9 protein-coding genes are annotated in these 20,930 nt (G+C 48.9%); all 9 read right to left on the bottom strand.

Annotated features, from left to right (window positions below; all coding sequences use genetic code 11):
• Positions 1-633: 633 nt before the first annotated feature.
• Positions 634-3,864: a hypothetical protein gene (locus WJM45_RS09890; protein ID WP_341328771.1), complete on the bottom strand. Its 3,231-nt coding sequence runs from the start codon at positions 3,862-3,864 to the stop codon at positions 634-636.
• Positions 3,865-3,878: 14 nt separating this feature from the next.
• Positions 3,879-5,129 carry a restriction endonuclease subunit S gene (locus WJM45_RS09885; RefSeq protein ID WP_341328770.1) on the bottom strand — a complete coding sequence of 417 codons (1,251 nt, stop codon included), beginning with the start codon at positions 5,127-5,129 and terminating at the stop codon, positions 3,879-3,881.
• Positions 5,122-6,756 (bottom strand): class I SAM-dependent DNA methyltransferase, encoded by a 1,635-nt coding sequence (locus tag WJM45_RS09880; protein ID WP_341328769.1) that lies wholly within the window; start codon positions 6,754-6,756, stop codon positions 5,122-5,124. The genes WJM45_RS09885 and WJM45_RS09880 overlap by 8 nt, the downstream gene beginning before the upstream one ends.
• Complete coding sequence (locus tag WJM45_RS09875) at positions 6,750-9,851, bottom strand: type I restriction endonuclease (protein ID WP_341328768.1); 3,102 nt, start codon at positions 9,849-9,851, stop codon at positions 6,750-6,752. Before WJM45_RS09875 ends, WJM45_RS09880 begins: the two co-directional genes overlap by 7 nt.
• A gap of 509 nt (positions 9,852-10,360) precedes the next feature.
• Complete coding sequence (locus WJM45_RS09870) at positions 10,361-11,686, bottom strand: ATP-binding protein (RefSeq protein WP_341328767.1); 1,326 nt, start codon at positions 11,684-11,686, stop codon at positions 10,361-10,363.
• 278 nt (positions 11,687-11,964) lie between these two features.
• Positions 11,965-12,378, bottom strand: a complete 414-nt coding sequence (locus WJM45_RS09865; protein ID WP_341328766.1) for a YbjN domain-containing protein — start codon at positions 12,376-12,378, stop codon at positions 11,965-11,967.
• A gap of 23 nt (positions 12,379-12,401) precedes the next feature.
• Positions 12,402-15,707 carry a DUF4157 domain-containing protein gene (locus tag WJM45_RS09860; protein ID WP_341328765.1) on the bottom strand — a complete coding sequence of 1,102 codons (3,306 nt, stop codon included), beginning with the start codon at positions 15,705-15,707 and terminating at the stop codon, positions 12,402-12,404.
• Positions 15,704-17,128 (bottom strand): contractile injection system tape measure protein, encoded by a 1,425-nt coding sequence (locus WJM45_RS09855; RefSeq protein ID WP_341328764.1) that lies wholly within the window; start codon positions 17,126-17,128, stop codon positions 15,704-15,706. The genes WJM45_RS09860 and WJM45_RS09855 overlap by 4 nt, the downstream gene beginning before the upstream one ends.
• The gene (locus WJM45_RS09850) at positions 17,125-20,916 is read right to left on the bottom strand and encodes a hypothetical protein (RefSeq protein WP_341328763.1); all 3,792 of its coding nucleotides are present in this window, start codon (positions 20,914-20,916) and stop codon (positions 17,125-17,127) included. The genes WJM45_RS09855 and WJM45_RS09850 overlap by 4 nt, the downstream gene beginning before the upstream one ends.
• Positions 20,917-20,930 lie beyond the last annotated feature (14 nt).

Below are 20,930 nucleotides of genomic sequence, written 5' to 3'. Positions count from 1 at the left end.
CGCTGCCCTTCACTGAGATGCTCAAAATCGAATTGAATTAAAGGTATCGCGTCAAGTTCATCATTGGCGTCTAAGTCTTTGAAGAAATAGCCAACGCTCGAAAAGATTACCTTCACAAAGTCTCAACTGAAATCTGCGAAAACCAAGCTGTGATAAGCGCCTTGCAAAAAATTCGCGTGTATAAGCTTCCCCCGGCTTCAGCTCGTATGCTGCTTGAGCAACATGTAGCACCTGTTAACTTCTTGCTAAGCACGTAATTATTCAGAGACCTCGGCCGATTTTAATTTTGGGAGCCGTTCTAGGTTGTCGAAATTACCCGCGCTAATAGGTTTTTATTGTCCTAGTTTATCGCCGGAATATGAACGGATCGGGGTAGCGGGCGCAATCCCGCTACCCCGATCCGTTCGAGCAAGGCTTAATAGTCATAAAAAATTATTGGGGTCTGAATAATTAACCTGAGTTCAGGTTAAGAAGTCAGGCGGTATCAGGCATCTCTTCCAGAAGACGCCGTGAATCCGTCCATGGAGGCTTGAGCGCGGCATCCCTGCCGCGCACACTTCTTCCAGAGCCGCCTGATACTACCTTAATCCATTGGTGTAAATGATTCTTTTATCCCGAACTGAGGTTAATCAATCATTTTGGCGGCAATCGCCGACGACCTTTGGCCCATCTGAATCCTTCCGGCACAGGCTTGAATTTATCGCCTTCTTGCGGCCAACGTTTTGCCCGGCTCTGGAAAGCTCGTAATTCATCAATATACAACGTGGCGGCAATGACAAAATCATTGTCACCGCCGCGAACCCTTGCCAAATCGCGCATAAAGGATTCTTTAGCTGGAGACCTGACACGGCTATCGCCGTATTTACGGTTATTCACCAAAATGGTGTAGGCGTGAATGTCCAATGCCGCCGATTCAACCAATGAGGCGAAGGTTTCCAAATCCTGATTCCAACTTAATACCATCAACGCATCAATCTCCCCCTGAAATTTCACCCTTGCTTTACTGTTTTGCAACTCGGAACAAACCATCACACCAAAATGAGCACCATTGTGGATATACACCGGTTTGGCTTTATCTTTGATTCTCGAATACGCCCATTTCTTACCAAACTTAGCAGTAAGTTCCTTGTCTTCACCAACCGCCGGTTCAAGTTTGGGCTGCCAAATTCTGACGGCAGCAGGAAAACCAAGCCTGTTGTCGGTCAACACAAGACAGGCCTCGCTAAGAATTTCATCTTTGGCGAAGTGTCGATATTCGGTTCCGGCGATCAAACTGATTCCGGCTGAACAAAGTCTGGCAGCTACGCTATCAACCCACTTCAATGGCAGTGAAAGCTCTGGAAACAATAAATAATCGGGTTTTGGATTTAACTTAATCGCATGATTTACCAAATCGACAATTCGGCGGTAGCGCAAGCGTGAAAGGTTGGACTTATTACACGCCATCGCGGCCCAATCGCTATCGTCGGTTTTAAAATTGGTCAAAGCGACAACAATTTTCCGCTTTTTGTCAGTTCCAACATGAACATACTTTGCGGGTCGAGAACGTTTTTTGCTCTCTGCTCCATCCTGGAGCGTAGCGATCAAGGTCGGTTTTATCCAAACGCCTCGTATCGCTTGGGTATATTTGGCCCAAATGACTGAAGGCTTTTCTTGGGATATTTTGCCATCGGCTTGTCGCAGTCCAACGCACTCCGGGGCAAGCTCCGAGATTTCCAAAGCTGTAAGTGGGCGCGTCGGAAACAGATAAGGTAAGTAACTCTTAATTTTACGAAAACGTGGCTCAACTGATGCAAGCCGACTTGATTGGGTCGTTTTCAAGAACCGTTCTAGGTTTTCCGTGTTAATCAGGTCAGCCGATTTCATCAGTTTTAGAATTCGACTTTCCTTCTTACCATCACGCCGACTAAGCAAACCACTTGCAGAGCGGCTCTTCAAAATGTGTTTGTAAGGTTCCTTGGCCAGATCAGCCATTGCCACCAAAGGTGCCTTCTGATGAAACTCTTCAAAGCCAAATTTGATTTCAAGCAATTTTTCAAACTCAACCAAACCTTGGAAAATACCCGCCAGAAACAGTTCAGCCAATCGTTTTTCTTTCGGTGATCGCTGATCGGATAGCAATTGATCGGGATCGTAATAACGTGTCGCCGCGTCAATAAATAACCACGTTAATGTGCCCTTTAAATAACCCCACAAATCCTTGCCGGCCTTTACCTCAACGCCATTAACGACAATGGCTCCACCTTGTTGAACTACCGCTTTCAACTGATCAAGTGATTCATAGGCTCTTAATACAATCTGTTCGGCTTCATGCCACTCGTTCAGGTGAATCGCAAAACCCAACAATCGCGGCAGATAGTTGAAATGCGCGAACAAACTGTCTGGTCGCAAAATATGGTTATGCGCAAACTGATAAAAATCAGCACGCTGAGCCGACCACTCATGCGCCGGTAAATCACGGGCCAAGGTTTCGACATTGCGCAGATATAGTGACCAACTTAAGCGGCGAATGGTAAGACCATCAGCCCTACGTAACGCATCTGCGTTTTCGCCAACGCTGCCAGCTGCCGATAAAACACGAGCAGCTGTCGAGTCCTCCAATTGATCCGGCGATGGCATCAAACGATGCTCACTGGACAGCTCATATATTTCCTTTTCGATACTGTCGAGCAAATCTTGACCTGCTCGGCCTTGCAGCAAAAATAGTTTCTGCTTATCCGATTGCAGCATGATTCGTGACGAACCCTGTAATTCTTTGCCTTGTTGAATCTGCCAGATTTTGCTGGATTCGCCTTTTTTAACTTTTGATCCGGTGTCCTGAAAAATACAGTCTTTGCCCAGACGCTCCTGCAAAAACATCATAAAGTCATCGCTGTTAGCAATCGTAGCTGTATCGCGAAGTACCAGAAACATATCATCCACATAACGCCCATAATGCACGGGTGCCAGCTTCTGCTTAATCAGGCAATCCCAACGATGCAACAACACATTGGAAACAATTCGACTGGCAGTTAAGCCTATCACCAAACCACCAGCAATTTTCGCTTTGCGATGAATCGTTTTTTGTGCAAATCGGTCTGCCTGCTCAGCCCATTTAGTCAGAAATTCCGCCAATTGCCGGGTAAACACTTGTTCTTCGTCCGTTAATTCCAAGCCTAATTCCCGATGCAAATCCGGCAATGCCAGTGCCGTTGGATCGACAAAATGGTAATAGCTTTTTAAATCCAGCGAGACCGCGATGATGTCGCGATCTTTCTCCAATTCCCCGCGTATGGCTTGCAAGCCATCGTTACGCCATTGTTGATAAGGCTGGAAATAGGGAGTGAACGAACCAATTGCACTGATATGAAACGACTTAGGCGCGTGCTTGTCGAGCAATTCATCGTTGCGTATCCGCCTGAGTCGTGCGCCGTAACAGTTGTCGTCTAAACAGGCATCAAACTTATGCCCGACCATATTGATCCACAAGGTGGAAATGATGTGGCTGTCTACTGGAAAATCGCCGACGATCCGAAACTCGGGGATTAGATCGTTATTTTTTGTCAGATGCTCGAAAGCCCGCTCCGGATTCGAAAAATGCACATGACCATTGCCGGCATCCGCTTTGGGCTTGAATGACAGCTTCTTGGGTAGCAGGCGAAATTCGCCCAAATAACCGTCGTTCTCCGCGAAACCTTTGCTGGTTTGCAGGCTGGAGAGTAGCACATTCAAATTAGTCAACAGGTCTTGCTCATACTCGGCAAACTTAATGGCGGTGGGAAAAGTGTTCTCGAAGAAGCAATCCGCCTTAGCCTTGCGGTAAGCCACCACCAAGTCTTCGAGGGTAAGGTTTTGCCAGCCGGTAAATTTTGCCTGATAACTCATATTCAATCCGTTGATTATTTTACGGTGACTTGGCCGTTCATCAACATGGGGAGAAGCCAGTCACGAAGCCGCATTAGATGTTGATTCTCGAATATCCCTCCCTTAATTTTTTCGTAACAAGGCGCCACAACTTCATGGTAACGGGCAGCAATTGTTTGATTAGGCAAAATAATCTTATAATCTTTCAAGAACTTGAAGTGCCTAGCATACCCATAGTTTGATAAATCAATATCTGAAACAACCTGATATAGCAAATAACCTGGCATTCTCGCATCATTAGACAGCAATATTTGAGTGCCATCAGCACCTCGTGCGTATTCGAAGTTAACCAGTTTTACTACGCGTGTGTGATCTCCGAAAACTACATGGGGCTGCGTTGGTGTTATCAATGCTGTTATATCGTCAGTAAATCCACAAATATAATCTTGGCTTTGATCGATAACCGGAATAGAGCCATCGGCCAGTATTTCCTGATTTAAAACTTTGTTTGATGCCGGTGTTTTTCCTAATATCTCTGCAACAACAGCAACTTCCCACCCCTCCGGTATTTCCCGTTTCAGGATTGGGTTGTAGACCATTTTGCCGCCGGAGGATTTGTAGGGTTTGCCGTTGGCGGTGGGCTTGCCTTCCCTTCGACCTTGCTCAGGGCAGGACGCGAAGTCGAAGGGAAAGTCGAACTGCACAAACCAGTAGTCATACAAGGTCTTCGCCAATGCTTCTAGCTCGGCGTTGATGCGGTTGTTGAGTTCGATTTTGGCGTCGATTGCAGATAGGATGCTAGAAATCTTTTTTTGCTCATCAAGAGCCAAACAATTAAAGCTCAGTCTACCTAGCAAATCCAGATTAAGGTTTGGCTGAGATGATTGAGCAGAAAGCTTGTTAATATAAGAATTAATCTGAGTTTGACTAAAAAAATAGTATAGGTAACTTACGTCTACCAATTCATTTTTAAGCCTTACAATTCCAACTGCCTGATTAGTATTTGCGGGCAAATCTTCAGCTCTAACAATAGAAATTTTTCCTAAATAGGCACCTGCAATTGAAAACAGAAGATCTCCTTCTTGCAACCTTGATCTTTTTAGTTTTTCATCAGTTTCTTCATCAATCTTCATGAATACTGATGAGTCTAGGTATTTTGAATCACAAATACTTTCTGATTTTACAAAGTTAATTCCTTCATCCGTAAATACACCACCAACAGTCGTAGGCGTTGTCCCTTTGGTAATGACTTCAGATACTTCTTTGAGGTAACGAATATTATTCATATCTCAACCTGGTCAACTGCTTTTTAATCTCCACTTCCAATTCCCGCGACTGGCTGAACAGGTTGTCCAAATTGTCGGTAAACGCCTGCATTTTCTCGGCAAACTGCTCCGGCGTGATATCGACATATTCAATCTTGACATCGAAATACTGCCCGGCACTGAGCGAGTAGTTTTTGGCGGCGATGTCGTCGTAGCTGACGGCCACCGAGAAATCTTCTTCCGTCTGTTTGGCATTGAACACGTCGATAATGCGCTGCTCTTCGTCCGTGCTCAGCACGGTTTTCTGGTTTTTGCCTTCTTTAACTTTCTGCCCCAGATTCGAGGCATCGATCAGCGCAACCTTGTCTTTATTGCCGGCATCAATAAACAGAATGGAGACGTTGGTGCCGGTAGTTGCAAAGATGTTGCTGGGCATGGAGACGACACCAGCCAGCATTAGTTTATCCACCAGATGCATGCGAATAGCCTTGTCGATGCCGGATTGGGCCGTGATGAAGCCGGTCGGCACCACCACAGCCGCCTTTCCGCCGGGTTTGAGCGAGTAAATGATGTGTTGCAGGAACAACTGGTATATTTCCATTTTGTCGGTGGCCTTGGCCTTGATCTTGGGGATACCGGCAAAAAAACGGGGCTTGTTGGCTTTAGTGTCCAAATCATTGCGGAAATCGCTGAAGTCCATTTTGAACGGCGGATTGGAAACGATGTAATCGAAGCGCTTCAACTCGCTGCCGTCCTTGTGCGTGGGGTGCAGCAGGGTGTTGCCCTGCACGACATTGGGGATGGAATGCACCAGATTATTCAGAATCAGATTCAGCCGCAGCAGGTTGGAGGATTTTTGCGAAATGTCCTGAGTGAAAATTGAACAGCGGTTTTCGCCGATGGCGTGGGCGACGTTCATCAACAAGGTGCCGGAACCCGCCGACGGATCGTAAACGCTGACGTTTTTGACGATGTCTTGCTGGTCTACCGGCACCAGAATCGCGGCCATGATGCGGGCTACGGCATGCGGGGTGTAATACTCGGCGTATTTGCCGCCGCTGTTGCTGTTGTAGTCTTTGATCAGGTATTCGAAGATGGTGGCGTAGAAGTCGAATTTCTGATTGAAAATGCGCTCGAAGCTGAATTCCACCAGTTTGTTGATGAGGGCACGGCAAAATTCGTCGCGTTTGGCATCGTCCGAAATGTATTGACTGAGGCGGTCGAACAGCACCACCTTCGCGCCGCCGTCGGTTTTGACGGCGAACACGTCGTTGTTGCTGATGGCGATGTCGATCAGGGTGTCGTCGAACAGTTTGGCGAAATCCGGCGCGTTTTGCTGGCTGAACAGGTAGTTGATGAAATGGCTGGGTTTCAGGCGCGCGGTATCCGGCCCCATTTGCAATTGCAGCATTTCCAGATCGTTTGCACTGAGCTTGGCCAGCGCCTCTTCCCACTTGTCGGCTTTGGCGATGGATTCGTCGAGCTTTTTGGCCTCAAACGCAAATTTGTCGTTTAAGAACTTATACAGAAAAGTCTGGGTGATGATTTTGAATTCATTACCGTCGTTGCCCAAACCGTAGTTGGCGCAAATGGCTTTCAGGCTGTCGATCAGGCTTTTGGTTTTTTGTTGAAACTCCAGTTCTACCACGCACGGGCTCCGCTGTTAAATTCGTTCAGGTATTCGGCGACTACCAGATGGTTGATATAACGGCTGGCGTCGGGATTGAGTTTGATGTCTTGTTGTTTCATAAAGCGGTTGATGACAATCGGCATCATGGTTCGTTCGAAATAGCTTTCGTTATCCAGCATTTGGGTGTTTTGCAGCACTTGCTGGTCGGCATCCTGTTTGATACCGGTAAATGCTTCGAAGATTTTTCGCTCGGAATCCGAAATGCCGCCGTGTTCGATGAGGCGTTTGTGCAGTCGAGTGTATTTGGTATCGCCTTGGTATTTTTGCCGCAATTGGTTGTTCTGTCGGTTCAATTCCTTAACCCGCTCGTGGATTTTATTCAGGGTGTGAATGTTGGCGTTCATTTCTTCCTGGGTCACTTCCGACAAATTCTTTTTCTTGAACAGCCGTTCCAGTTCTTCTTTTAACGTGATGAATTTGGGGTCTTGCTGGTCGAAGTTGCTGGCCAAGGCTTCGCGGGTCTGGCGCAGGGTGTTTTTCAGTTTGTCGGCCAGAACCAGCTCTTCTTCGCCGATTTTGGTGAACTGAAAAATCACGTCTTCCAGCGCGACATTCAGCAAATTGACGGTATCTGTGCCTTGTTCCAGGGTCTTTTTCAGATTGAGCAAGTCCAAACGGTTACTGGTTTCCCGATACAGCCAGTTGAGCTTTTCAAAATCCAGTTGCTGCAAAAAGTCGTATTCGCCTTGCAAGCGGATCAGGTTATACAGGCTTTTGGCGTCGGCCAGTGCCTTTTTGATCGCCAGCACTTGTTCGCGGTTATTGATTTGATTGAGCTGCCCGGAAAACTCCTCGGCGTTATCCAGATTGAAGTGAAACAGCACGTCTTTAAGGTGTTCAATCTCGGCGGCTATTTCGGCTTTGCTCTTGAACAGTTTGGAATATTGTTCCAGTTCATCGCCCAGCTCGCATTGCAGTTCTTCGAAATAGCGGCGGTTGGTTTCGTCGAATTCCTTGCTGATGTCGGCAAAGTCCACCACATAGCCGTAGCGAAAGTCTTTGTAGCTGCGGTTGACGCGGGTCAGGGCTTGCAACAGGTTGTGGGCTTTCAACACCCGGCCCAGATACAGCTTTTTCAGGCGTTTGGCGTCGAAGCCGGTCAACAGCATGTTGTAAACAAACAGAAAGTCGATTTTGCCGGCTTTGAAATCCTCCACCCAGTCTTTACGCTCTTGCTTGCTGCCTACATCGTGCAGAATCAGCGCGGCGGAAGTAACTTGATTGGCTCGTGTGTTCTCATATCCGGCTTTGGGTTCGGCGGCTTGTTTTAGTTCGATGAACTCACCGTCGTTGGCGGCTTGCGCTGTGGGTACGGATGGTTTGGCGTATTTGGCGTTGAACAGTTCGAATAGTTGCTTGGCTTGTTCGGAACTGTCGCAAATCACCATGCCGCCAATCGCCGCATCATTCAATGCGCCACGGCTTTTTTCAAAGTCGCTGACGATGTAATCCAGCATGGGCTCGACAAAAGTGGGGTGGGCGTATACCTGCTTTTTGTCGAGGTCGCCTTGTTGAATCTGCACATCGGCCAAGGCTTTTTGCAGCGCCAGTTTATAGTTGCTGGCGATTTCTTCGCGGATCAGACGCAGGGTGTAACCGTCGGCAATAGATGCGTTGTAGTAGTACTTGTGGATGTAATCGCCGAACAACATGCGCGAGTTGTAATCGGTGCCGAGCAGCGGGGTGCCGGTCAGGCCGATTTTGATGGCGTTGCGGTCGGACTCGTCCAGATTGGCGAGAAAACTGCCTTTGGGGTTATAGCTGCGATGCACTTCATCCAGAAAGTACACGCGCTGGATGCTGACATCGTAATCTTGGGTTGAAACCACATTGGGGTCATCTTCGAATTTCTGGATATTGACCACGGTGATTTCCGGCTTGCCGGAGTGGTTGTGGATCACCTGAGTGGCTTTGATGGCGCGGCTGAAGGCTTCGCGTGTATCTATGGTGTGGACAATCAAACCGCGACTGCTGAATTCACTTTTGGCCTGAGTGAGCAAATCCAGCCGGTCTACGATGAAATAGAATTTGGGAATGATGTGTTTTTGTTGAAAATAGTCAGTCAAAAAGCGCACGTTATAATAGGCCAGCGCGGTTTTGCCGCTGCCTTGGGTGTGCCAGATAATGCCTTTTTTGATATTTTCATTTAATTTGCGCTCGATGGCCTTGGTGGCAAACAGTTGCGGGTAACGCATCACATGCTTTTGCAGTCCGTCGGTTTCATGCACATAGGTCAAGGCAAAACGCAGTATAAACGCCAAACGCTCACGGCTGAGTAATGAGCTACAAATCCGGTTGGTCGGGCGGTTGGGGTCTTTGTTGGTGATGAATTCCGGGTTGCTGCGAATCACTTCCAAGTTATTGTCTTTCAGAACACGGAGTTCGGTTTGCTCAGTTAGCGGTTCGAGTAGTGCGGTCAAATTGAGCACTTCTTCTTCGCGGAAATAATTGAACGCCGGTTTGCCATAGGCCGGGCTGGCGTAAAACGCGCCCTGTATCGGCTGTACCTCGTCTTCGTCGTACTCCATGTTATTAGAGAACAGCATCAATTGGGTGATGTTGATGAAACGCTTGAATTTGGGGTTTTGGAAACGCTTGTTGATGCGGTCGCGCTCGGCCAATATGCCTTCGCGATTGTTGGGCTTTTTGACTTCGATAAACACCAGCGGCATGCCGTTGATCAGCAGCGTGATGTCGGGGCGGAATTCTTCTTCGCCGTTTTGGCAAGTCAATTCGGTGACGACATGAAACGAGTTGTTATCGAAGTTTTCAAAATCGATTAGTTTGATACCGGAGCGGTCCGTCAGCTTTTGATAAAACGCTTGTCCCAGATCGTCGTTATCCAGTGTCAGTTTGGCTTCATCCAGCAAGCGGCCGATGTCGGCGTCGTCGAGTTCCGGATTGATCTTAGCGATAGCTTGGCGGAACAGCACTGGAAAGATGTTGGTGTCGATGTCCCACTGCTGCTCTTTCAGCGACAGGTAGTCGTAACCCAATCGAATCAAATGCAAAATGGCTGGGATCTTGACGCGCGTATCTTCGTTGAATTTCATTTAGTCCATTTTCTCAGTTAATCATTCCAATGGTTTCCTTGAGTTTTTCCATCAGATATCGGTAATTGTAAGCGATTCTGTCACAAAGCCATGCATCTTATAAAAGCATGGAGTCAGGCGGCAAATTGAAGGGGTGGTTAAGAAATTTCGCTGACGAGGGAAATCAAATGACTATATACCAAGGTTATACCGGCACCCGGGCTCATTATATCTAATTTCTGAGAGTTGTAGTTACTGCGGGCTATGTGAGCCACCTGAGCACGCAATTGATAAGAGGTGTATAGGCGATTTCTTTTGCTCTTCTAGCGTATTGCGCACTTTGCCGAGGTGTTGGTTTTCCAAAATATTCCAAGGCATCTGTTCCAGCCCACCTTCGAATTGCAAGATATCCACAGCGATTTTTAGCAGACTTTTCACTGAACGGCTGCCAGTGGGAACCAAGCCTTGGAGGTACAGGAAGTAGGACGTGAGGATAGATAACGCGTGTTTATATGTGGGTAGTACAAAATCTAAACGACCTTGCCCTCTTTAATAAATTCGCGCTGGATCGCGGTTTCCAGTCTTCTTAAGTCGAGCCTTGTGCTTTGCGACGCCATGATTTCAACCGCGCAATAGTGCGTGACGTTTAATATACTTGCGCCCGACAATTCGTAGCGGTTCGCCACCTGACGCCAATCGATGTCGACATGGACCTCGAGTTGTTCGGGAATCGTTTTGCGCCAGATTTCGTAACGCTCTTCCGCCCCCGGCATGGGAAAATGAATGATGGCCTGAAAGCGCCGCACGAATGCCTCGTCGATATTGGCCCGTTGGTTAGAGGCCAGGATCACCAAGCCGTTATAGTTCTCGATGCGCTGCAATAAATAAGCGACTTCCTGATTGGCGTATTTATCGTGCGCGTCTCGTATGTCGGTGCGCTTGCCGAACAGCGCGTCGGCTTCGTCGAAGAACAAGATCCAATCTTTGTTCTCGGCTTTGTCGAACAGTCGCGACAGGTTCTTTTCGGTTTCGCCGATATATTTCGACACGACGCGCGACAAGTCGATGCGAAACACGTCCTTGCCGGTCTGCTTGCCGAGCAGTGTCGCAGTCAAGGTTTTGCCGGTGCCGGGCGGTCCGTAGAATAACGCCCGATAGCCCGGCTTGATCTTTTTCTTCATGCCCCAGTCTTGCAGTAAGGTATCGTTGTATTCGATCCAATGTTCGATTTCGCGTATTTGTTTCAAGGTCGACGGCGGCAATACTAAGTCGTCCCAAGCCATTTCGGTTTCGATATATTCGGCCGGAAAGTCGATACTGAAGCGCGGTTTGCTAACCGTGCCGAGCGTCAACCATTCGACGATTTCAGGGTCGAGCATCAAGCGCCCGCTCATGATCGGCTCGCCTTCGGGTACCGGGTCGAGCCGCAGAATTTTTTGTTTAGCGAACCAATGGTCGTCGCTGAAGATTTTTTGAACTTCGAGACGTTTTTCCAGATCGTCCCCTGCTAGTATGAATTGCACGGTTTCGCCGGTCGGTAGAATGCCTCGGTGATTAGTGCCTTTGACGCCGCCGAATTCGGGGAAGTCGCCGCCTTCGGGGAGAAATTCGGCAATCAGTTTGTTGAAGAAATGAGGTTGTAGGTGAGGAACGATAGCGAGCAACAGTATGACAAACTCTTCCAGGCTAGGGTTGTATTTTTCTATGAATTCAGTCAGCCACGATTTGCTGTTATATAAACTCAATGAGTTTAATTCAATCTCCGAGGGTTTTCTAAGGCGTGAATATAGGCAATCTTCGATAAAGGATTTCAACCAGTTAAGCGCTATTTCAAGGTTAACGAAGTCTACGTTCATTGAGTCATTTCATTGAATTATATTGAGGATAAGTACCGAAAAAATGCCGATTTATGTTTATCCTAAGCACCGAATCCCTACTCAGGTCAAATCACATTGGCTTAATTAACATCGGTAAGGGTTACCGTGGTACGCACATCGTACCACGGGACTCGTTCCCACGGTCCACCGTGGGAATGCACACCGGTCTTGCCTCGACAGCCATGGTATGGGTTCCCACGGAGGACCGTGGGAACCAGAAAGAGCTTGGGAATGCGCGAAAGCTTTATATCGGATTTTTACCTGGGAATCGCAGTTTTTATCAACGATTCGGAATGTGTTTCAACAGCTTTCATCGCGCCCAAAATTGCGTTGCGTATCAAGGAATCAATCAAGTCAACGCCATCAAGGTCAACACTTGACTTAAAACGAAGGTGTCCGTCGTCCATGTCGAACTCAAAATTCCCTATTATCAATCCCCAATTAGCGCGACTAACACAGCGTAAAACGTCAATTCGTCGTTCAGGCGACACATGAAAACCAAAATTCAAATAGAAAATAAATTGCTTAGTTTCAGTTATCGCTGCGAAACCTGTTGAGATAGGCAGATACGGAGGTCCAAAATCAATATGAAAAGACCCGTATTCGATGGGTTCAGGTTGCAAGCCAATATCTTCCAGGATTTTACCGAGGTTATCATTATTATCAGTCATAGTTTGTAATCATAGACTCTTTACTATTGCATGGTAGGCTTAAAACTTCCGTCTAGTGCCCACTTACTTCCAACATATTCCAAATGTTCTTGCAGACCTTGCTCCGTCAGAAGCGGCACCTCTAAATCGGACCCTGTATCCACACGGCGTCCAAGTGCTCGGTTTTTTCCTCTTGGACCAAGAAATAAATTATGTAAATCGTTAAAAAACCTATAGTGACGACTTTTTGCCGTTGCTTCGATAGCTTCGTTCGATAAGGGTTTGCCGACAGTTTCGCTTTTTTTCTCTAGTAATTCCTTTGCCTTTGACCATTTTTGCTGAGCAAACAGCGTCGTTTCATAGTGCTCGGCCATATCCTTTGAAGAAATGATGTGGCGTCTATCTAACTTAGCCTCTTTGAGATTAATGTCGGAGGGATTTAGCGCTTTAGCCGTTTCTACTGTAAAACCCCTAGGCCTGGGAATTTTGAAGGATTTCATATCACCATCTTCTTCAACACTCAACTCAGACGAGGCTGTCTTTCCATCCGGATTTACTTTCCCACTAATATGCACAGTTTTTTTACTATCTGACTCACTATCAATGACCAGGCCAAGCGAACCCAAATTATACTTTGATTTGATCGCAGGTAATCCTTTACGAATTTCAGATACTGTTATATTAGGTTTCTTTTGGAGAACCTCCGCTTCATTTAATGCTTTGTTTAGAGCCTCCTTTTTTTGCTCGGGAGTACGAGCGTCCGTACCGTTCTTCCCTAGCAATTTGGCAAATAATGCCTTAGCCCTACCTACAATCCAGCCAATCAACTTATCCAACGCCTTATCAATCGGCACGCGAACTTTATTGATCACGCCCATGACTTTATCGGCGACTTTGCCGAAACCTGCGAAGCCGGCGAGAAAACTGATCGCCAGCGACAACATGCCGGCCAGTACCGATTCGACGCGTTTGGCCGCCGCACCGATGTTGCCGGCGGCGATTTGTACGATCGAACCGATGAATGCGGCACCGACCTGGGCGATTTTCGACAATTTCTGCACGACGACCATCACTAGATCGTAAATGGACAAAATAGCCGATATGAAACCGGCACCCGGTATAAACATTGAAACGATCTTGGGAACTGCCTTTTTGACGACCATGTCGACAACCATGCTGATAATTCCACCGATCACGGTGTCCTTGAGATTCGAAAGCTGATCCTTAATTTTATCCCATGCGGCAGCGGGTCCTTGCGTGACCAATGTTTTGACGATGTCGAAACCGGTTTCGAGCGCCTGAACGGTTTTTTCGCCGAGTACTTTGACCAATTTGACGCGCATATTTTGCCAGGTCAATCCCAGCACCGAAAATACGAATTTGGCAATCTCGCCCAATGCGTACGAAGCCGGAATATAAACACCGGGCAACGAACCGGTTAGCCATTCGAATAACCCTTTTTTGAGATGTCCTAGAAAATTGCCGGCGAATTGTTGGAAACCCAACTTACCGGCCGCCGCCAAATTACCGACGAAAGGTAAAGGATTTTTTAGAATCGCTTTCAATGCGCCGCCGGTACGCTTGACGATACCCATTACGCCGGGTTTAACGGTGTCAAAAATAATCTCTAGGAGATTCCAAACGGCGCTGCCCGCCCAACCGATGAACTGACCCGCGAACGAACCGAAGACCTTGGCCAGTTTACCGAACGCGAGCGGAATCAGAATAATATCCTTGATTTCCAATGCCTTGAACGCGGCAATAAAAAGCCCCGGAATTTGTGCGGCAAAAGTTTTGACCGTTTGCATCGACTTTTTGAACCAAGCCATGCAGCGCGCTACCGCATTCGCTTCCTGAATTTTGGCCCAGACATCGCCCTGATTGATCAAATTCATGAATCCGCCGATCAACGCCTCGGCATCGTCCGGAGACTTGTCTCCCGTGATCGGATCTTTACCGAGTACCGAGCACAACAACGGATAAGCATTCGTTTGGCTGCGAGCGAACTCTGCGATCGGTTTGAGAATTGCATCCTTGATTAAGTCGGCAATTCCGCCAACGAGACCGGCGGCAAAAGATTTCACTCTGTTTATCGGTCCGGTTATGAGGCGCTTGCCCTGCTCCCAAACAGCATCCAGGTTTTTGATATCGGTAATCGATCGCTCTTTGATAAATTGTTTAACGCTTTCCCAAATACCGCTCCCCATTTCCTTGAGTGCATCGAACTGTTGGTAAACCCAGTCGCTGATTTTCGAAAAGATTCCATGATTTTCCAAAGCCTGATTGATAACCGGGCCGATTCCGGGCAACAGACTGATGACTCCCCTCATGATGTTTCCCGGACTGCGATCGACAGCCGCGCCGGTCACCGGGTTCATGCCAATCACCACGGTCAACATCGGAAAGCCCGGAATCAAGGCTGCCTTTCTTGCAATGAAATCCCTCGGATCAGGCAAGAAGCCGCGCTGAAGAGCAGGCGGAGTCGCGGTCGTCGTCACTTGCGGACTGCGCTGCACGGCGGCGCCCTGTTGTATCGTATGGGTTAGCTCGTGTGCGAGCAGTTGTTTACCTTCGCCGGTACCGGGCCGGTATTGATCGTGGGAAAAGAATATGTGGTTGCGGAAGGTGAATGCCTTAGCGCTCAATTGATTGCTCAAGCCCCCGGACTCGGCGTCATGATGAATCCTGATATTGCTGAAATCGGCGCCGAAGCGAGGCTCCATGAAGCCTCGAACATCGCCGGATAAGGCCTCGCCGCCGGTGGTTTTATTATGAATCGCCGATTGGACTTGGCTACTGACGCCAGGCGCGCCGTCGCCTCTGCGCTGTAATGGTTCTTCTTCTTTTTTCCGGATCTCTTCGTCGGGTAATTCGGCTTTCTGCAGTTCTTCGTCGGGAGCTTTAGCCCTTTGTAAGGGCTCTTCCTCTTGCTTTTGCAACTTGTCTTCAGGAGCCTCCGCCTTTTGCAGTTTTTCGTCTTCTTGCTTTTGTATCGTTCGCTCGGGTTCTTTGGTTTTTTGCAGCGGTTCTTCCTCTTGTTTTTGGACTTTTTCTTCGGGAAGCTCGGCTTTTTGCAGCGGCTCTTCTTGTTTCTGAACTTTTTCCTCCGGTAATTCCGCCTTCTGCACTCGTTCTTCCGGCGCCGGCATCTTCATGACCTTATCGGCCATGTTATCGGCCTCTTGCTCGAATTTGTCACCGGGTTTGTTGGCCGTCATTTTCAATTGCACGGCCGGCGCCTTCGATTCGTTCGCGGCCGCAAAAAATCCGCTCGAACCGGCTTTGGCAAAAAAAGCTTGATTGGCCGGTTTCGAAACAGTGCCGGATGATTTTTTTACACCGGTTTTCATAGGTTCCACTCCACCCAAAGCAGGTTTTGCATCCACGGCAGTTTAATCGTTGCAATGTTCCAAGGCAGACTATCCAGTAAAATATCGCAGCTTCGATATTCGACATGCAGTTGCCAGTCGCCATCGCCGCGCCGGAGCAGTTTTCCGGGCCTCAGGATAAACGTTCCTCGTAAACTGTCGATCGAGGTATTTCGTAATACGCCCCAATGTTTCACCACGGCAGTCAATAATTCATCGGCTTCGCTTTGCTCTTCGAGATTCAGCTCCGTTAGCGTGTCGACCGGCATCGGCAAGTCGATATTGCACAGTACCTTGGGTAATACCAAGTCGTATTCGTGTGCGGTCGGTTCTCCGGTTGCCAGATAATGCAAAAGCGCTAAGGCCCTGCCGGTTTTAACGATTTTATAGTCTTGCAAACAAGCCGATACGGTAAATAATTGCGGCAAAAATGGATGCAACAGCACCAAGCCGGCATTATCGACATAAACGCCTTCGGCGATATCCGGATCGTCGATAGGATACGATGAATGCGCTAGCGGCTCGTCTTCCTGCCGATGTGTTGCTTGAGTTGGAAACCGTGACGCCGAATCGCTTCGCCGAGAGTCTTGATGTTGCCGCTTTACTTCGAAACGCCGATCCAAAGCGGAGGTTGAGTCGGATCGGTCTTTAACAATTGCGTCCAATTCGTTCAGCATCGTTTGACTAACACCTTGGCCCGATGACAATATGACCACTAGGCTCTGCACAACCGTTTTTAAGCGGTCGTCTTCGGCAATTGCGGGCGGCACGGAATCCGTTAAGCCTTGCCGTATTTTCTCGAAAACGACTGTGGTTTCCGGAAAATAGCGAACTAACAAGCGGGCAGTGAAATCCGTCGAAAACTGCCGGAGCAAACGGACTCTAGCGACATCTTCTCGTAAAACTCCGATCAGCGCAGTGCTGAAAAGCCGGTCATCTAAGGCGGACTCGTTATCACGCCAGTTTTCGGTCAAAACCTGCTCCAAATTTTGACCGGTCGGCAAACGGAACGACCAAGGCAAACGCCCTATCCTCAAAAAAAACAACAGTGCTTCGTTTACGGCTTGTTGTCTCGATTGCCGATAATTTCCGCCGACGATGAGCGCCCGCGAATCGTCAGTATACGAAGCGCTAATATCGGCTAAGGCGCTTTCCAGATTGGCAGCGATTCTTTTCGGTAGCTCGCTTTCCAGTTGCGCCAATTCGAGGCTTCCGACATCGATCGACAAGCGGTCGAGATACAGATAATCGTTCGGCGATGAACAACGCTCCAAAACACTGTCGAGAATTTGAACAATTTTGTCGTGAGTCAAGCGAGTCAATAGGCGTTGTAATTCGACGCCGTCCGACTCGGAGCCGGTCGTTTCGGCATCGAGCGCATAGCATCGAATCACGGCGTTCATCTACGTATTTCGGATAGGGCTTGTTCGGCAACGTAATGGCAGCCGTTCGCCGTAATTACGGTTAGTCTTGCGCTAGGCCCAAGCTTCTCGAACTCAACTTCGACTTTTTCGCCGGCATACATCGGTTCGGACGTTCGAGCAGATGGAAAATCCCATATCCAGGCAACGATTGGAGACGATGCACCGCCTTCTACACCTCCCGAGAAACTCATGCGATTCGTACCGATCGTCTCGAATGTTATCGTTGGCCGGATATCAGGTCCGTCGCAAAGCCTTCTGAATTCTCCGTCGGCGCAGCGATTACGTTCGCTGCAGTCGAAGGCCGGAATCCGGGTTTCCGTATTGCGCCTGCGATCTCGTATGATCACTCCGTTGAACGGATTGCCGTTAGGTAACGGCTCATTGCTATAGCGCACGCCGACATCGAAGACGGGCGCCGGTTGCGCATAGCTCATGCTCCATTCCAAACTGAAGCGTTCGCAAATAAAATGCTCGATTCGCAAGACCGAGAACGGATCCTTCTCGTCCGGCTCGTATGAGACGATTAGGCGTCCCCTACCCGCCTCGCCGAATGCTTGGACCAACACTTCTTCTATCAATGCGTTCAGAATTTTAATGGCTCCGCCTATCGTATTCTCGAAGGATTGATTCAAATTAGCCGCCGTTACATCCGCAAAGACTTTTTCCGCGACTATCTCGAAATCTTGATCATTGAAGCGGAAACGAATCAGGTTGCCGCTTAGTCGAACCACCTCATAAGACGTTTCCGGGCCGGGCGCTTTCAGCCATAAACGATAAGCGCAACGTCTCGACAAACCTCCGCACGGTAAATCGCATTCCGCTTCGCAAACGAAGACCAATTCGGTTCTGACGCTGCATTGATTATGGTCCACGACCTCGACCGGCAGCACTTGACCGCTCGCAGTCGGCGGCGAAACGAACACATTGGCGCTTAACAATTCGCCGTTTACCGAATACGGAGGCGAGCCGCCGGTAATCTGCACAGTCGCGATATAGGCATCCGCATCGGTGCATCGATATTCCGGTTCGAGCAAACGCAAAGGCTCGGCGATCACGATATCGCGCACCGTCGATTCGCTATCGTCGGCATCGATGATCCGAATGCGATGAACGCCAGCGTTCAATATCTGCGGCTCATCGGTCAAAGGCACATAGGCTTGATCGTTCAGCTGCAATCGATAGGGCGCTTTGCCGCTGAGCGGTATCACGGAAACTTCCGCTTGATGGTTAGGATTCGTGCAGCCCATTTCGATATCGAAGGTCGGCGGGGATTTCGGCAAGACGAATTGAATCGGCGCGCAGTCCGAACAGCACAAATAAGGCAGATAAAAATCGGCAATGACCGAACCGTCCGGCAATTGTCCGACAACCGCATCCAACAGCTTACTCCAATGCGACGGCACGGCTATTTCAGGGCGAAACGGTCTTCCGGTCACGGTTTCAAGTAGCCATTGCAAATCGTTATCGGCAGCCAATGCGGGATTGTTTTTCAGCCTTTCGACCGCATCTAAAGCTCTCCTATTCGCTACGGACGACGGCGTGCGTTCAATGTTTGAGGTAACGGCGGCCATATTATTCACTGCCGATACCGCAGGTTTCGCGTCGGTTTTGGCCGCCTCGTGATAGACCAATACGAATGTGCCGCCGATGGGTACGCCGGCTTTATGGCGAATCCCAGGATGTTGTTGTAAAAAATGGCTCAAAAAGCGTTTTTTCTTGACTTCATGAATACGCCGCAATAACTCTTCTTGTATTAGCTCCAAGGCTTCGAGCTTGCATTGATCGAGCATCGACTTCAAGACAAGAGCAAGAGTATTCCAATCGAGTTCACCCGTGCTTTCATCACCTTCCCGCTGTTTTTCGATTTCGGCCGTCCATTGTTTAAATCCTGTCGTGTTTTTCTGCAATGACGACCAGTCGATTTCGGCGAGATCGTCAACCAAGAGTTGTTCGAATTTGTAGAGATAACCCACCGACCGAATCGCGGCATTCATCAAAGGTGGTTCGCCGATATCGACTAAATCGCACACATCCCGTCCCTGATATTTTTCGGCGAATAAGGCGCCCAAGGTACCGGGCTGCCGATCGAGCATCGCTATGCGGCTTTCGGCGGCGAGTGTTTTCCTACCGATGTCTTTGTTCAACAAGGCCGATAGCGCTTTAGAAGACGCGCATGAAATTTCCCGCTTGTAGGCTCGGTAGAGCGTCAGTAAATCCTCGAAATAACAAGCATGCTCGTTGAGATCGACGCTTCCGGATTCGTCGAACGCTCCGGTACGCAATGCGATGATTTGTATCGGCAAACGGTAACGCTCTTTTTGCCGCAGTAGATTTTCCAGTACCTCCTGATAGGGTTTGCCTAAGTGTCCTTCGATGCGCAAAAAATTGTAGTGCTCAAGATCGAAACGCAGCGGATCGAGCACGAACGCTTGCGACGCATATTCAAAGGCGCGGTAGCCGAGATTTTGCGCGGCCCGGCCACGCCGGGTCAAAACCGGATTCCATAAGCGATACAGCGGCGGATTGCCGGTTTGCAAATAATAGTAAGGGATCGCCTTCTTCGATAATGCGACTGCGCCCAAACAGCTTGGCGTTATCTTGATCTGCTGCGCTGCATCGCCGATTAATGGCGGATTATGCGAAAAGCGCTCGACCATCTCTACCAAACGCGCGAACAACTGTTGTAGCGTTCGGGATTGCTCCGAACAAGCGCCGACCGCAGGAGATGGCAAGAAACGATGCCGATAATGGCCGGGCTCGGCAACGACTTCGGGAAACAGTAAACCCAGCATTAAATGCCGTGGAAACAACTCTGCCGGCGGGCCGCATAAACAAATCAACTCGGCCGCTTGCCAGCGGAATTCGTCGTAAGCGGCCAGTAAGTCGTCGAAGCAATCGTAATAATACGGTAGAAACAACACTTGTTCGGCCGAATCGGGTTGGCTATTCAAAAAGCCGAATATCGAGTCGAAGTCTTCGAACGGGTCGTTCGGATAATCGTTCTCGACGAGCGGTTTAAAGGCTCGATACGCAACCGATAAGGCCTCGCCGAGTTTAGCGGCCAAGCCGGAAGACGAAAATACAGCATGAAATGCAGCCAAGACCTGCTGCGAAGTCGCCAAGGAGGTACTCGGCACGCTGATATTCGGCAAACTCAAATCCGGCAGATTGAAACGTTCGGCCAATTGATTTTCCAAATCGGCGGAACTCAGACCCGCATCGAGGCCGTTGAGCGCGGCAATGATCTCGGCCAGATCGGTGCGTCTGATCAACAAGCGCCTAAGCGTGACCGTCACCGACGATCCTTTGTCGTCGCAATTATTCGGGCTGCAATTGCGTAGCGGCGCTTTTTTCAACTCCAAAAACAGCAGCAGCGCCTTATCGTTCAAAAAACCGGACGGTTGGTTCAAGGCTTGGGTATTCGGCTCGCCGTTCGGGAATAGCTCCCAAAGCGGATAGCCTTCAAAGGGTGCATATTTGATATCGTTCGGCAGCGTGTAGGAGCGATAGGCGCTCAGCTCGATATCGTCGGCTTGGTTTATCAAATAGCCTTCAGAACTGATACCCACGCCCTTCGATAGCCGAATAGCCGTTTCCGGAGCCGTCGTGAATTCGAGTTCGAACCCGCACACGATACCGATACCGATCAGGTTCGAGCGCGTCAGCCGGTTTTGCTCGTCCAAGTAATTAAACACCTGATTCAGATGCCGGTTGCTCAGTACCTGATTGGCTTCGAAAATTGGAAATTGATCGTGTTCAGCTTTCATGACGTTTGACCGTA

The sequence above is a fragment of the Methylotuvimicrobium sp. KM2 genome, assembly GCF_038051925.1.
Taxonomy (GTDB): Bacteria; Pseudomonadota; Gammaproteobacteria; order Methylococcales; family Methylomonadaceae; genus Methylotuvimicrobium.
The sequence above is the reverse complement of the archived record's forward strand: the minus strand, read 5'-3'. Positions and strand labels throughout refer to the sequence as shown.